This is a genomic window from Bradyrhizobium retamae, from assembly GCF_001440415.1.
Classification (GTDB): domain Bacteria; phylum Pseudomonadota; class Alphaproteobacteria; order Rhizobiales; family Xanthobacteraceae; genus Bradyrhizobium; species Bradyrhizobium retamae.
Map to the genome: position 1 here is coordinate 161,982 of NZ_LLYA01000214.1, position 14,892 is coordinate 176,873.

A 14,892-nucleotide genomic window follows, 5' to 3' on the forward strand; every position below is an offset into this window, starting at 1 on the left:
CTCAGCGATGATGCGCGGCAGAGTGTTCAGCTTGCCGCGCCACCGGGATGTTCTCGTCAGGAAACATCCGGCGACGGATCGACGCAGTGCGCCTTGTGGATCGCGGACGGAACGAAGCCAAAATGCTTCCGGAACACGCGGCTGAAGTGCGACGAACTCGAAAAGCCCCACGAAAACGCGACATCGGTGATCGTCTTTCCGTGCTGGGTCTCCAGCTCCTGCCGGCAGTGCAGCAGTCTCGCCCGCCAGATGTAATCGCTGACGGTCATGCCCTTGTCGCTGAACAGCATGTGCAGATAGCGCTTGGTGCAGCCCAATGCCGCGGATATCTGGTCGATGCAAAGATCCGGGTCGCGCAAATGCTCGCGGATGAAGGCTTGCGCGCGAATGTACATTGCTTCGGGACCGACGCGATCGAACATCGTGTCGGCCTCGCGCAGCGGTAACAGCAAGAGATCGATGAGCGAATCGGCGACGCCGATGGCGTTGTGAGGCGACAGTCTCTTTGCTTCGTCAAACGCGGTGTGCACGAAGTCGTAGGCGATGCGGCCGGTGCCGTTGCGCGCGGAGAGCTTGCAAGGCAACATCTTCGCCGTGCGGAAGCCGCGCTCGTGAAGCAGCTCCTTCGGGACGATCACGACCTCGTGCCGGGTCAATGAGGGGCTCACGATCGTGTGCGGACATGAGACATCATAGGCAAGACAATCGCCAGGCATGATATCGATGCGGCGGCCGTTCTGTTCGAAATGCGAGATGCCGTAGGTCTGGAACAGTATTTTGACGTAGGGATGTTCGCTCAGCTTTGTGCCTGAGATCGTATGCGCGATACGATGCTGGCTCGCCTCGATCTGACAGAGTTTGAGCTGCGAGACGGTCGTGTAATTTATCCGCCCCTCCAGCGAGGAACCTTCCAGCGGATCGACATCAAACTGGCCACATAGATCGGTCAGTGCGTCTGACCAAGTTTGGATCTGCTTCTTCGGCGCTAACCCGGAAGTGCTGAGTGAACGAACCGTATCAGGCATTGCCCAGCCACCGATTTGAGAACAGGCTACAACCTCCGCCGAGGCGTCGGTCAGATGGTCGCGACATTTGGCCCCGTTTAGACAGTCGTCAGGAAAGCGCGCAGATTCTTCCCAATATCCCTTTGACAATCCTCCAACTTAGTTTCGGCGGCGTCAAGGGAAACCTAGACCGAGAGTCACGCAGGGAAAGCCGTGGGAACACGCCCACGGCATGATGCTTCGCAGCATCACGGCAGAGCCGGAACGGTGCGCCAGCGCGAAATTAAAAAATTCAGTTGGGTTCGCTATTGAGCAAACGCGGTTCGCTCTTGGGCAAGTTTCCTATCTCCGGGCGGGATAGGAATAGGGACCAATAATGGAAGAATGGGCCGTTTCGGCGGAAACCCAGAACTCGTATCTTGGAGGAAACCACTATGCGCAAGGTGCTATCCGCAGCCTGTCTTGGCGCTATGGCGACATTCGTTGTCGGCGTCGCATACGCCAACGAAGAACTGATCAAGATGTCGCAGAACCCAAAGGACTGGGTGCAGCCGGCTGGCGACTACGCCAACACACGCTACTCCAAACTGAATCAGATCAACGCATCCAACGTCGGCAAACTCCAGGTCGCCTGGACCTTCTCGACCGGCGTGCTGCGCGGCCACGAAGGCGGCCCGCTCGTCATCGGCAACATGATGTACGTCCATACGCCGTTCCCGAACAAGGTCTATGCTCTTGACCTTTCGCAGGACAACAAGATCGTCTGGAAGTACGAGCCGAAGCAGGATCCGAACGTCATTCCGGTGATGTGCTGCGACACGGTTAATCGCGGCGTAGCCTATGGCGACGGCAAGATCTTCCTGCATCAGGCCGACACCACCCTGGTCGCCCTCGATGCCAAGACCGGCAAGGTGGAGTGGACCACAAAGAACGGCGACCCCGCCAAGGGCGAGACGGGCACTTCTTCGCCGCTGGTCGTCAAGGACAAGGTTCTGATCGGTATCTCGGGAGGCGAGTTCGGCGTGCATTGCCACGTCACGGCTTACGACCTCAAGAGCGGCAAGCAGGTCTGGCGCGCCTACTCGGAAGGGCCGGACGATATGATCAAGGTGGATCCCGTGAAGACCACCGAGCTCGGCAAGCCGGTCGGCAAGGACTCGAGCCTCAAAACCTGGCAGGGCGACCAGTGGAAGATCGGTGGCGGCTGCACATGGGGCTGGCTGTCCTATGATCCCAGCCTGAACCTCGTCTACTACGGCTCGGGAAATCCCTCGACCTGGAATCCGAAGCAGCGTCCGGGCGACAACAAGTGGTCGATGACCATCTTCGCGCGCAATGCCGACGACGGAATGGCCAAGTGGGTCTATCAGATGACGCCTCACGACGAATGGGACTATGACGGCGTCAACGAAATGATCCTTACCGATCAGCCGTTCAATGGCCAGCCTCGCAAGCTGCTGACCCACTTCGACCGCAACGGGCTCGCCTATACGATGGATCGCGAAAGCGGTGAACTGCTGGTGGCCGAGAAGTACGACCCGAAGGTTAACTGGACCACCGGCGTCGACATGAACAAGAACTCGCCTACCTACGGTCGACCGAAGGTGGTGGACCAGTACTCGACGGACAAGGCGGGTGAGGACGTAAACGTCAAGGGTATCTGCCCGGCCGCGCTCGGCACCAAGGACCAGCAGCCGGCAGCCTACTCGCCCGATACGCAACTGTTCTATGTTCCGACCAACCACGTCTGCATGGACTATGAGCCGTTCAAGGTGAGCTACACCGCGGGTCAGCCTTACGTCGGCGCGACGCTCTCGATGTATCCGCCCCAAGGCGAAAGCCATATGGGCAACTTCATCGCCTGGGACAACAAGGGCAAGATCGTCTGGTCGAACAAGGAGCCGTTCTCGGTGTGGTCAGGTGCGCTCGCTACCGCCGGCGGCGTGGTGTTCTACGGAACGCTCGAAGGTTACCTCAAGGCGGTCGATGCCAAGACGGGCAAGGAGCTCTACAAGTTCAAGACCCCGTCCGGTATCATCGGTAACGTCAACACCTATGAGCAGGGCGGCAGGCAGTATGTGGCCGTGCTGTCCGGCGTCGGTGGCTGGGCGGGTATCGGCCTTGCCGCAGGTCTGACCGATCCGACTGCGGGCCTCGGTGCCGTCGGTGGCTATGCCGCGTTGAGCAACTATACCGCACTTGGCGGCACGCTCACCGTGTTCGCGCTGCCGCAGTAAAGCAGGACCACCTCGTCCGGCGCGTGGCTCGCTCCACGCGCCGGTTGTGGCCTGCATCTGATATCGAGGATGAGCTCTTGCGTAAAATCTGGTTGATTGCGGCCGCTCTCACGTTGGTGGCGCCGGGAACGATTGCCTTCGCTGCGGATGATGCTGCCGCGGTCAAGACCGAGGACGGTAAGTATTTCGACAAGGAAGGAAACCCGACCTACAAAGTCGGAGCCGATGGCACGGTCGATTGGTACACCTACTCCGGATACCGTCGCTATCATTCCGAATGCCACGTCTGCCATGGCCCCGACGGGATGGGATCGACCTATGCGCCAGCGTTACAGGAATCGCTGAAGACGATGAGCTATGGCGACTTCGTCTCGGTCGTCGCGAGCGGCCGCAAGAGCGGCAACTCCGTCATGCCAGCCCTCGGCGACAACCCCAATGTCGCCTGCTACATGGACGACCTTTATGTGTATCTGCGTGCCCGCGCCCATGACGCCGTCGGGCGCGTTCGTCCTGCCAAGAAGGAAGACAAGCCCGAGGCGTACACCGAGACAGAAAAGTCCTGCATGGGAAGCAAGTGATCATGCCGAACGTGCGAGGTTCACGTCCTGGTACGTCCATGCAGCGATTTGAAAAGCAAATGTGGAGCCTAAGATAAAAGCAATGTGGAGCTTAAGATGAAGACCCGCGCCGCTGTCGCGTTCGAAGCCAAAAAGCCTCTTGAAATCGTTGAGGTTGATCTTGAGGGCCCAAAAGCTGGCGAGGTTCTCGTCGAGATCAAGGCAACTGGAATCTGTCATACCGACGCTTACACGCTTGATGGATTCGACAGCGAAGGAATCTTTCCTTCGATACTCGGTCATGAGGGCGCGGGCATCGTCCGCGAAGTCGGGCCAGGCGTAACGTCGGTCAAGGCCGGCGATCACGTGATTCCGCTCTACACGCCGGAATGTCGCCAGTGCAAAAGCTGCCTGAGCGGCAAGACCAATCTTTGTACTGCCATTCGCGCAACGCAGGGGAAGGGCGTGATGCCGGACGGCACCTCGCGCTTCAGCTATCAGGGCAAGCCGATCTTCCACTACATGGGCTGCTCGACGTTTTCGAACTTTACCGTGCTGCCGGAAATCGCGGTGGCAAAGATCCGCGAGGACGCGCCCTTCGACAAGAGCTGCTACATCGGTTGCGGGGTGACGACGGGCGTTGGCGCCGTGGTCAATACCGCCAAGGTGACACCGGGCGCCAACGTCGTCGTTTTCGGTCTCGGCGGCATCGGCCTCAACGTCATCCAGGGCGCGAAGATGGTGGGCGCCGACAAGATCGTCGGCGTCGACATCAATGATTCCAAGGAGGATTGGGGCCGCCGTTTCGGCATGACACATTTCGTCAACCCGACCAAGGTCAGCGATATCGTCCAGCATCTGGTAGGGCTCACCGACGGCGGAGCCGACTACACCTTCGACTGCACCGGAAACACCACCGTGATGCGGCAGGCGCTCGAAGCGTGCCATCGCGGCTGGGGCGTTTCGGTCGTGATCGGGGTCGCTGAGTCCGGCAAGGAGATCGCCACCCGGCCATTCCAGCTCGTGACCGGCCGTGTCTGGAAGGGCACGGCCTTTGGCGGCGCGCGCGGCCGCACGGATGTGCCGAAAATCGTCGACTGGTACATGAACGGGAAGATCGAGATCGATCCGATGATCACCCACGTCCTCAAGCTGGAGGAGATCAACAAGGGTTTCGACCTCATGCACGAAGGCAAGTCGATCCGTTCGGTTGTCGTATTCTGAATCGGGGAACTTCAAGCACAAGGAGGATAGGCCTATGACTGTTCATATCCACCCATCGATTGACAGCGGCGTAAAGCAGGGCACTGGCAACTTCGCCGGTGGCACCCTGGTTTGCAAATGCGCGGACAGGCCGGTCAAGGTCGCCATCAAGGGCGACGTGGCCCACAACCACGCCTGCGGCTGTACCAAATGCTGGAAGCCCGAAGGGGCGACCTTCTCCGTCGTCGCCGTCGTCCCGCGCGACAATGTGAAAGTAGTCGAGAACGGCGACAAGCTGCAGATCGTCGACCAGGCGGCGGCAATTCAGCGTTATGCTTGCAAGGCCTGCGGTACGCATATGTATGGCCGGATCGAGAACACGGGGCATCCGTTCTACGGGCTCGACTTCATCCATCCCGAACTGTTCCAGGAAGGCGGATGGGCAGCTCCTGGGTTTGCCGCGTTCGTGTCGTCCGTGCTGGAGTCCGGTGTTCAGCCGAATGAGATGGATGGCATCAGGACCCGGCTGAAGGAACTCGGACTGGAGCCGTATGATTGCCTGTCGCCGCCCTTGATGGATGCGATCTCAAGCCACGTGGCCAAGTCCAAGGCCAAGGCGGCGTGAACAAGGCGGCTTGAACAAGGCGGCTTGGAGCAGGCGCCAGCCGTGAGTTCGCGCGATACCAAAGTTGCGCTGATGGCGGTCCCCGTCAGCGCAACCCCGCTCTAAGAGTACGGCGAGGCGGTCCCATGCCTTTCCGTTGGGCCGAGAGGTGAGCACGCCCGCCGGCCTCCAGTCTTCAGCGATCGGGCTGTCCCGCGCCTAATTCCCAGACATGGAAGGCCTTCGAAGTCTTCGCGCAGTCGCCGTACCGCCATGGTTGGTGCAGGCGCGTGCAATCGGCTGCACTTGACCGATCGTCTGATTTTGCATGCTGCGGTGCGGTGGCGTGTCATGGCGGCGGGCGATGCTGGAGACGGACATTCCCCGGGAGGTGTTGACCCATTGAGCGGTTCCCTTCTATGGACGGTGCTGACAGCATAGATGCTCGCGAGGATTTCCACGATGCCGATCGTCACAGACGCCGCCTTCATTCTGCCCGACGATTTCGCCGATGCCGCGCTGATGGGGCGCGTCTGGCGTCCCGATCTTGCCGGCCCGTCGGTGGTCGCGATCCGCCAGGACGGCGTGTTCGACATCACCGAGGACTTCCCCACCGCCAGCCAGCTTGCCGCCGCGGCCGATCCGGCCGGAGCGCTGCGCGCCGCGCGTGGCGAGCGCGTCGGCACACTGCAGGATCTCCTAGACAACACGCCGCCCGACACCCGCGATCTGACCAGGCCATGGCTGCTCGCCCCGATCGATTTGCAGGTGATCAAGGCTGCCGGCGTCACGTTCGCCGTGTCGATGCTGGAGCGGGTGATCGAGGAGCGGGCGCGCGGCAATCCGGATTCGGCCGAAGCGATCCGGGCCGAGGTGACGCGGATCGTCGGCACCGACCTGTCACAACTGAAGCCGGGTTCGGCCGAAGCGCAGCATGTGAAGGACGTGCTGGTTTCCCAGAACGCCTGGAGCCAGTATCTCGAGGTCGGCATCGGGCCGGACGCCGAGGTGTTTACCAAGGCGCCCGTGCTGTCCGCGGTAGGTACATGCGTGGATGCGGGCCTGCATCCGAAATCGACCTGGAATAATCCGGAGCCGGAGGTCGTGCTGGTGGTGGCGAGCGATGGGCGCATCGTTGGCGCCACGCTCGGCAACGATGTCAATTTGCGGGACTTCGAGGGGCGTTCGGCGCTGCTCCTGTCCAAGGCAAAGGACAACAACGCCTCCTGTGCGATCGGGCCGTTCGTGCGGTTCTTCGACGCGAGCTTCACGCTCGACGACGTGCGGAGTATGGAGATATCGCTGGAGGTGAAGGGGCCGGAAGGCTTCGTCCTGCACGGCGCATCCTCGTTGACCCAGATCAGCCGCGACCCGGCCGACATCGTCGGGCAGACGATTAACGAGAATCATCAATATCCCGATGGCTTCGCGCTGTTCCTCGGCACGATGTTCGCGCCGATCCAGGATCGTGCCGCGAAAGGGCAGGGATTCACCCATGTCGAAGGCGATTTGGTAACGGTCGCCACGCCGAAACTTGGCCGGCTGACCAACCGGATGCGTCACAGCGGCGATTGCGAGCCCTGGCAGTTCGGCTTGGCCGATCTCTTCGCCGCATTGATGCGCCGTAAGGGCGGCCGAAGCAGCAATAGCAGATAGAAACGCGTTGGGAATCTATGCGCAAGTGGGCAGGAAGATAGTCGGCAGGACCGTCCACGCGATCCCAAGAAGCGAAAGCAGGATCAGGAGGTGTGATACGCCATGCAGGAACCGAGAGCTGCCGAGGCTCTGGGTGTGCGGCGCATTACCACGATGGAGCGTCCATGCCGTCAGGAGCAGGGCGGTTAAAGCTACGGCAGTGGCAAGAGTAATCGTCCAGGTCATCATGGTCGCCGCTGCGGCCGCTGGTCCAATGCAGATCAGCGCTTCGGCGCCGTAGACGGTGGTCAGATGCAGAAACCAGATAAGGGGCGGAGCAAGCACCTGCAGAAGATCGCCAAGTGCTGGCTTGAAAGTGTCACTCATCCTGCAAGCCTCGGAAATCCGTGCACGAGGAGAAGCCCCAGCAGGCCTTGGCCGACCGTGTAGTGATATAGCAGGCCAAGATTGTCGAAGACCACGCGTCGTTTCCGATCAAGGCGGCCAGCGAAGCTCCGCGCGATCGCAAATCCCGTCATGGCCAGAACCGCAAGGGCTAGCTGCCCCTGCAGGAAGGCGGCCATATAGACCATCGCACCATGGGCATCGGATTCCGGGCGTAGCCCGGCCCGCCATTGCGCGAACACGTCGATCACCAGCGCGCCGGTGAGCGCGGCCGCGGCAAGACCCGCAAGTCCTACGAAAGCGCCACTGCCGCGAGACCTTCCGGGCAAAACACGTCGGGCGATTTCGAGAGTTGCGCTGCCAAAAACAAGCAGCAAAGCCGATACGATGGGGTATGCGATCGGCACAAGCGCTGAAAGCCTCGGCCAAACCTGCGGTGAGACAGTCCACAAATAGAGGTAGGAAAACACATAGGAGAGGTAGAGCGAACCGGCGACCAATAACAGGACGATCATGGCCCACCAGGCATGCGACAATGAACCGTTTGCGTAGGTTGGGAGCTTGAGGTTTGCTCCGATATCGACAGATGGCAGCGGCTTCAAGTCGGTACCCCACATCCACACGACAGTCATCGCAATTCCGAGCAGCCCGCAGATCAGCGCAAGTACCACCGCCTTGACGGTGAGCAGCATGAAGAAGGCAGCCGTGAGTACCGCCGCGAATAACGGCGTCCAGCCTGGGCCGGGAAGGCGGAGCAGGTATTGCGGCGTCGCATCGAAGGGCGAGGTGACGATGGTTTCGCGCAGACCGGTGATCGAGCCGGGCAAGAAATGCCGTCCGTCTTCGATCTCCCTGGCTAGCTGCGGATGATGCCACAACGGGTATGCACTGGTTACGGCCGGAATGCTGCGCAGCCCATAGACATTATTAGGCAGCCACTCGAGGGTTGCTGCTCCCCAAATATTGCCAGCTGTTTTCGACATGGCGGGACGCAGGCTTCGAATCGTGTCGAACAGAAACATGGCAATGCCGGCGGCGAGCAGAAAGGCGCCGATCGTGGAGATCATGTTCAACACGTCCCATTGCATAACTGCCGGATAGGTATAGACGCGCCGCGGCATCCCCATCAGGCCAGTGAGGTGCATCGGAAAGAACGCGACGTTGAAGCCCGCGAACATCAGCCAGAAGATCCACTTTCCAAGTCGCTCGGACAGTGCCAGACGGCTGAATGCAGGCGCCCAGTAGTAAAATGCGGCGAACAGCGGAAACACCATTCCGCCGACCAGTACGTAATGGAGATGCGCGACAACGAAGTAGGTGTCGTGCGCCTGCCAGTCGAACGGGACCATCGCTACCATTACGCCAGTGAGGCCGCCGAGGCTGAAAATCAAGAGGAACCCCAACACGAACAGGGACGGCGTTGTCCACCGTAAGCGGCCTGACGCGATTGTCGCGATCCACGCAAAAACCTGAATTCCACTGGGTAGCGCCACCGCCATACTGGCGGCCGAAAAGAAACTAAGCGACAGCGCCGGAATTCCGGTGGTGAACATGTGGTGGACCCACAGGCCGAAGCTGAAAAAGCCGGTTGCGATCAGCGCCACGACGATAAGCCGATAGCCCACAAGTGGTGTACCGCACATGGTCGGCACGATCATCGACACCATGCCGGCAGCCGGCAGAAAAATGATGTATACTTCCGGATGTCCGAAGAACCAGAAAAGATGCTGCCATAGCAACGCATCGCCGCCCCTCGCGGCGATGAAGAAAGGCCAGTCGAACGCGCGTTCCAGTTCGAGCAGCAGCGTGGCCAGGATCACGGCCGGGAATGCGAAGACGATCATGCCGGCGAAGATCAGCATCGTCCACGCAAACATCGGCATCTGGTCGAGGGTCATGCCGGGTGCCCGGGTGCGCAGCACTCCGACGATAATTTCTATCGCACCGGCGATCGCTGAGATCTCGATAAATCCAATACCCAGGAGCCAGAAGTCCGCCCCCGGTCCGGGCGAGAACTGCGAACTGGTCAGCGGCGGATACATGAACCAGCCGCCCGATGGCGCGAGGTCGAAGAATAACGTGCTGAAGAAGATCAGTCCGCCGACCAGATAGGCCCAGAACGCATAAGCGCCGAGTCGCGGAAAAGGCAGGTCGCGCGCACCGAGCATCTGGGGAAGCAAAAGTATGCCCATTGCCTCGACGACGGGAACGGCGAACAGAAACATCATCACGGTGCCATGCATCGTGAAGATCTGATTGTAGGCTTCCTGGCTGAGAAAAGTATTGCTGGGCACCGCGAGCTGAAGCCGCATTAGCAGTGCGAGAATGCCCGCCAGCAGGAAGAACAGAACCGCAGTAGCGGTATAAAAAAGGCCGATCACCGTATTGTTGACGTCAGTGACAATACGCCAGCCTCTAGGCGAAGCCCATATTGCTTCGAGCTCAGCCAGTTCCTCGCTTGGCCGGGGTAATGTGTTTGGGTGGGAGGTTGCGTCAACCATCTAGTCTGCTGCCTTGAGGCTCAGAAGGTAGAGGGCAAGCGCCTCCAGTTGCTGTGGCTGCAGGACGCGAAACTCAGGCATCAAATTTCCGGGTTTGACGTGCTGGCCATCGACAATGAAGCGCATCAGGTTTTCGCGGGTCAGCGGCAGGGTATCGATGCCGACTGAGCGTCTCGCGCCGATGTGCGTCAGATCCGGACCGACCAAGCCTGCGGCGGCGGTGCCGCGCACCGTGTGACATGCGCCGCAGCCGGCCGCGAGGAAGATCGATCTTCCGTGCAAGCCGATGTCGGTCTCAGGCGTCGCGGGCACCCCTGCCGCGCGCTGGAGCCAGGCCGCATAATCGGATGAAGACATCGCGATAACGTCCATGGCCATGAGGGCGTGAGGCCCGCCGCAATATTCGGCACATTGTCCGCGATAGACCCCCGGGCGATCGACAGTGAGCTGCAATTGGGTTGTGCGCCCCGGGATCATGTCAACCTTTCCACCAAGGCTCGGCACCCAGAAACTGTGAATGACGTCAGCGGCCTTGAGCTTCAAGGTGACCGGAGATCCAACCGGAACACGAATTTCATTGGCGCTGGCAATCTGTGGACCAGCAGGAGCGTGGTACATGACGCGCCACCACCATTGCTCTCCGACCACCTCGATGCTGACGGTGCTGCCACCGTGGGGCAGGTTGAGGTGCGAACGCGTCACCCAAACCCCATAGACCAGAAGCACCGTCAGCGTCACGGCAGGAAATGTGATGCCGAGCCAGATCACGGTGCTCTCTCGCGCCACCGCTTGGCGTATTCGCAATGGCCCGCGGATGGCTAGCAACAACGTCACGATCACGAGGACGAGCACGAATGTTCCGAGCCCGAACAGAAACCAGGCTACTTCCGCGATCTGCACTGCCTGGAGACTGCTCGGATTCATCACCGATTGGACATCGCTGGTACAGCCGCCGAGAAGCATAGAGACGCCGAGCAGGTACCAGAATGGTCGGGCCCGTATCATTTATTCTCTTTCGAAGCTGACGCGCTTGTCGACGCAAAATAGGCCGCGACATCGTCGATCTGCTGCTCGTTTAGAGACCGCGCGATAGGCGCCATGATCGGATCGGTTGCTGAGGAGGATGTGACTCCCTTCCTCCAATTCCGCAGCCTATTGACGATGTAGACGGCATGCTGTTCCGAGAGACGCGGATAGACGTTGAGCGCCGACGCGTTGTGGCAATCCATACATGCAGGAATTTTTGCATTCGGATCCCCCCCGCGTCGCGAGTTCGCGCCCACGCTCGACGGCCGCAGCGTTCTCCAATCGGTTCGGCGCGCCCGGCCGAGCAAGTCCCGCGTAATAGCGTGCTACCCGCTCGCGTTCGGCGGGGGAGAGTCCGCTCGCCGCCGGCTGCATGATGCCGCTCGCACGGCGGCCCGCGGCGAAGTCTTCCAGCGCCGCAATCAGAAACTCGGCGGGCTGGCCGTGCAGCACCGGTACCAGGTGGCTCTTGGGTCCGCGGCCGTCCGCACCATGACAACGCGCGCAGGCGCTCATCGCCCCGGACGTATCCTCAGTGGTGGCGATCTCTCTCCCAATCTGCGGTCGGATTGATAAGCCGCCAAGCGCTAGTTCGCGATAGCCCGCCGCATCAAGCGTGGGCAGTCGCCTGAGAAATGCGACTATCGCCCATACCTCGTCGTCGCGCTGCGCCGCAACCCAGGCCGGCATGCCGGTGTACTTGATCCCATGTTTGACAATCCAGAACAGCTCCCGATCGCGCCAATCCGGCACCGCCTTCGAAAGGTCAGGTGGAGGAGGCAACATGCTTTGCGCGATCGGATCGATCGGAACGCCTGGTGCGCCGTGGCAATAAGCGCACCCATTGTGAAAATGAGCGGCGCCGAGTGCCGAGAGATCGTCGCTGTAGGTTTGCGGCGCCTCGATGCCAAGCGCATGAGTCTTTACGGAATTACGCATTCCGAATGTAAGAATGGCGTTGGTCAGCGCGAAGTGGCCCCGACTTGCCGCAACGCTGTAAAGACCGGACCATGCGAAGAGCAAGCCGCCGAGCGCGATTGCGATCAGGCCATAGAGAATGAAACGGATGGTTCGTATCAGGCGTGGGCGTGAAACAAGGGGCATCGCTAGCGGCCGATGGGGAGCCTGCCGTCCGGCATGGGAGCCGCGGACATTTCCGCGCGTGTTATTAACTGCACGGTGATGATCACGGCCGCGACCAGATAGCTGAGTGGACAGGCTGTGATCATGAGCAGGCCGGCTAGATGTTGATCCTCCAGCGCGTGATGCAATGAGACATGTCCAGGAGCGTCAGCAAGATGGCCTGAGAACCTATAGAGTGTTCTCGGCGCGAAGATGAGCAGCGCCGCAAGCAGACATGTCAGTTTTCCAGTAATCAGGAGCGCCGGAATTGTCTGCCACCGCGATGCGGCGGAAGTTGTCAGCAGGGACAACCAGAAGAAGAGCGCAGCTAGCAATAGAGTTGCGTGGAACGTCAAACCAGCCGCCGGAGACTGGAGGAGAAGGTGATGGACCGCGGGGGAATGCCACGTCCAGAGCAGAACAATCTGGAGGAAAGTCGCGGCCCAAAGCCAGATCGGTCGGGTGCCGCCGATGTGCCGGCGAGTAACGATCAGCGCGGCGACCGAGGGCGCGATGATTCATCGATGCGACATGCAGCACCATATGGGTCGAGAAATGACCAAGATCGTAAACCAAAAGCACCGCCGCCCCAGTCAAGAGAACGGCAGTAGCGCTCGCGATGGCGGGACTGGTCATCCGGACGTTCAACGGCCTGGCTTATCGCCCTCAACGGGCACCAAACATCAAGTCCGGGTTCCCAAAGATGTTCCCCCTCGGCGCTGTTGGCGCTGGACGGCGCCTGAAGGAACCTACAGAACAAAACGGCATTGAAAGATGCGCCGTTCATGGTTCGCAGACGCGAAACAGGAGCATGTGCATGACGCGGAAATCGATCTGGACGCGGTACGGCTTCGCCTGGGTCACTTTGGCCCTATTTCTGATCACGCTGACCGGTCACTGGATATTCGGTTGGTATTCCTACGCGAACGAGCAGCTTGCTCTGCAGCAGCCAGCGGAAATCGGCGACTACACCGTGCAGATGATGCGCGACACGCTGGAGAATTGGCAATCTGAGTTCTTGCAGTTGCTTTGGCAGGTCGCGGGCCTGGCCATTCTGTTGCACGTCGGCTCGCCGCAATCCAAGGAGGGCGACGACCGGATCGAGGCCAAGATCGACGCTATATTGCTTGCTGTGGAGCCGAAGAAAGGCGACAGCCTGCTGAAGGATATCGACGACGAGTATGAAGGGCGTCATACGGACGCCCGCTTTGTACGGATGCTGGAGCGCCGACATAGCTGAGCCCGCCGTCGAGCGATCGCACGTTTTAGCGTATGTCGAGCTCGCGTACCGATATAGTATCGCTGAGCGTATCGGCTCAGACGCGGGCCGATTCATGTGAGGCGGCATCGCTCCCGACGAGAGTGACTCGCCCTGATTCCCTGTTGTACGATCCTGATCGACGACAACCGGGATGTATCCGCAATGGCGAAAATCAGGATCGGTCTGGCCGGCTGCGGCTTCGTGTCCGAGTTGCACATGCACGCCTATCGGCGCGTTTACGGCGTGGATGTCGAAGTCAGGGCTGTTGCGGCGAGGGGCAGTTATGTCCTCGAGTTTGCCAATCGTCACCAGATCCCGGCGGTGTACCGCAGCTTTGGCGATCTGATCGCCGACGGCGAGCTCGATGTGATCGACATCTGCACGCCGCCCAACTTGCACACTTCAATGATTGTCGATGCGATGCAGGCCGGCAAACACGTTATCTGCGAAAAGCCGTTCTCCGGCTATTTCGGTCGAGATGGTGACGAGGCGCCGATCGGCAAGCACGTGCCGAAGGCACTAATGTATGAGCGCGTGCTGGACGAAATGGCGAAGACCCGTGCGGCGATCAACAGGACCGGCAAGCTCTTCATGTATGCGGAGGACTGGATTTACGCGCCGGCGGTGACCAAGACCGCCGAGATCCTCAAGGCCACGAAAGACAAAATCCTGTTCATGAAGGGGGAGGAGAGCCACTCCGGCTCGCACGCGGCGCACGCCGCGCAATGGGCGATGACCGGCGGTGGCTCGCTGATCCGGATGGGATGCCATCCGCTCTCAGCGGTGCTTTATCTCAAGCAGGTTGAGGCGAACGCTCGCGGCGAGACGATCGACGTTGCGAGCGTGACGTGTGACGTCGGCAACGTCACGGCTATCCTCAAACCGGAGGAGCGCACCTACATCAAGGCCAATCCGGTCGACGTCGAGGATTGGGGCATGCTCACGGTAACCTTCTCCGACGGCACCAAGGCGACGGTGTTTTCCGCCGACATGATCATGGGTGGCGTCCGCAACCTGATCGAGACCTATACCAGCGGCGGCTCGCTGTTCGCCAACATCACACCGAACACCCACATGATGAGCTACCAGACCAGCGAGGAGAAGCTCGCCGGCATCTACATCACTGAAAAGGTCGACCGCAAGACCGGCTGGCAATATGTCTGCCTCGAGGAGGAATGGACGCGCGGCTATACGCAGGAAATCCAGGACTTCATGGAGTGCGTCGTCAGCGGCCGGCAACCGCTCTCCGATCTGGCGCTGGCCTTCGAGACTATCAAAGTCAACTACGCCGGCTATTGGGCGGCCGAGGAAGGACGGCGTGTCACGCTGTGAGCCGC

14 protein-coding genes are annotated in these 14,892 nt (G+C 60.3%); 7 read left to right on the forward strand and 7 right to left on the reverse strand.

The genetic code is table 11. The features are described from left to right. Positions 1–56 precede the first annotated feature (56 nt). On the reverse strand, positions 57–1,025 hold the full coding sequence (locus CQ13_RS37520) for a helix-turn-helix domain-containing protein (RefSeq protein WP_057847777.1): 969 nt from the start codon (positions 1,023–1,025) through the stop codon (positions 57–59). Positions 1,026–1,438: 413 nt separating this feature from the next. On the opposite strand from CQ13_RS37520, the gene xoxF5 reads away from it, so the two are divergent. From xoxF5 to CQ13_RS37545, 5 genes are all read left to right on the forward strand, one after another. Then, positions 1,439–3,241, forward strand: a complete 1,803-nt coding sequence (xoxF5, locus tag CQ13_RS37525) for a lanthanide-dependent methanol dehydrogenase XoxF5 (protein WP_057847778.1) — start codon at positions 1,439–1,441, stop codon at positions 3,239–3,241. Positions 3,242–3,357: 116 nt separating this feature from the next. Further along, the gene (locus tag CQ13_RS37530; RefSeq protein ID WP_245309598.1) at positions 3,358–3,819 is read left to right on the forward strand and encodes a c-type cytochrome, methanol metabolism-related; all 462 of its coding nucleotides are present in this window, start codon (positions 3,358–3,360) and stop codon (positions 3,817–3,819) included. Between the two features lie 96 nt (positions 3,820–3,915). Then, the gene (locus CQ13_RS37535; protein ID WP_057847853.1) at positions 3,916–5,022 is read left to right on the forward strand and encodes an S-(hydroxymethyl)glutathione dehydrogenase/class III alcohol dehydrogenase; all 1,107 of its coding nucleotides are present in this window, start codon (positions 3,916–3,918) and stop codon (positions 5,020–5,022) included. 34 nt (positions 5,023–5,056) lie between these two features. Then, on the forward strand, positions 5,057–5,626 hold the full coding sequence (gene gfa / locus CQ13_RS37540) for an S-(hydroxymethyl)glutathione synthase (protein WP_057847779.1): 570 nt from the start codon (positions 5,057–5,059) through the stop codon (positions 5,624–5,626). A gap of 441 nt (positions 5,627–6,067) precedes the next feature. After that, positions 6,068–7,261, forward strand: coding sequence for a fumarylacetoacetate hydrolase family protein (locus CQ13_RS37545; RefSeq protein ID WP_057847780.1), 1,194 nt, complete (start codon positions 6,068–6,070; stop codon positions 7,259–7,261). Positions 7,262–7,276: 15 nt separating this feature from the next. Here CQ13_RS37545 and CQ13_RS37550 read toward each other — a convergent pair whose 3' ends face one another. The 6 genes from CQ13_RS37550 to CQ13_RS47480 are packed head-to-tail and all read right to left on the reverse strand — an operon-like array spanning position 7,277 to position 12,812. Then, positions 7,277–7,627: a hypothetical protein gene (locus CQ13_RS37550; protein WP_057847781.1), complete on the reverse strand. Its 351-nt coding sequence runs from the start codon at positions 7,625–7,627 to the stop codon at positions 7,277–7,279. Next, positions 7,624–10,146, reverse strand: coding sequence for a cytochrome c oxidase subunit I (gene ctaD, locus CQ13_RS37555; RefSeq protein ID WP_057847782.1), 2,523 nt, complete (start codon positions 10,144–10,146; stop codon positions 7,624–7,626). Before ctaD ends, CQ13_RS37550 begins: the two co-directional genes overlap by 4 nt. Then, positions 10,147–11,109, reverse strand: coding sequence for a cytochrome c oxidase subunit II (gene coxB, locus CQ13_RS37560; RefSeq protein WP_057847783.1), 963 nt, complete (start codon positions 11,107–11,109; stop codon positions 10,147–10,149). It lies immediately after the preceding gene. Between the two features lie 38 nt (positions 11,110–11,147). After that, positions 11,148–11,375 (reverse strand): c-type cytochrome, encoded by a 228-nt coding sequence (locus CQ13_RS47475; protein ID WP_082637882.1) that lies wholly within the window; start codon positions 11,373–11,375, stop codon positions 11,148–11,150. Beyond that, positions 11,299–12,276 (reverse strand): c-type cytochrome, encoded by a 978-nt coding sequence (locus tag CQ13_RS37565; RefSeq protein ID WP_057847784.1) that lies wholly within the window; start codon positions 12,274–12,276, stop codon positions 11,299–11,301. The genes CQ13_RS47475 and CQ13_RS37565 overlap by 77 nt, the downstream gene beginning before the upstream one ends. 2 nt (positions 12,277–12,278) lie before the next feature. Then, entirely contained in the window at positions 12,279–12,812 is a 534-nt protein-coding gene (locus CQ13_RS47480; RefSeq protein WP_082637883.1) for a cytochrome c oxidase assembly protein, read from the reverse strand. A gap of 101 nt (positions 12,813–12,913) precedes the next feature. Here CQ13_RS47480 and CQ13_RS37575 point away from each other — a divergent pair, with 101 nt between their 5' ends. Then, positions 12,914–13,534 carry a DUF6766 family protein gene (locus tag CQ13_RS37575; protein ID WP_245309590.1) on the forward strand — a complete coding sequence of 207 codons (621 nt, stop codon included), beginning with the start codon at positions 12,914–12,916 and terminating at the stop codon, positions 13,532–13,534. Between the two features lie 183 nt (positions 13,535–13,717). After that, the gene (locus CQ13_RS37580) at positions 13,718–14,887 is read left to right on the forward strand and encodes a Gfo/Idh/MocA family protein (protein ID WP_057847787.1); all 1,170 of its coding nucleotides are present in this window, start codon (positions 13,718–13,720) and stop codon (positions 14,885–14,887) included. Positions 14,888–14,892: the final 5 nt, after the last annotated feature.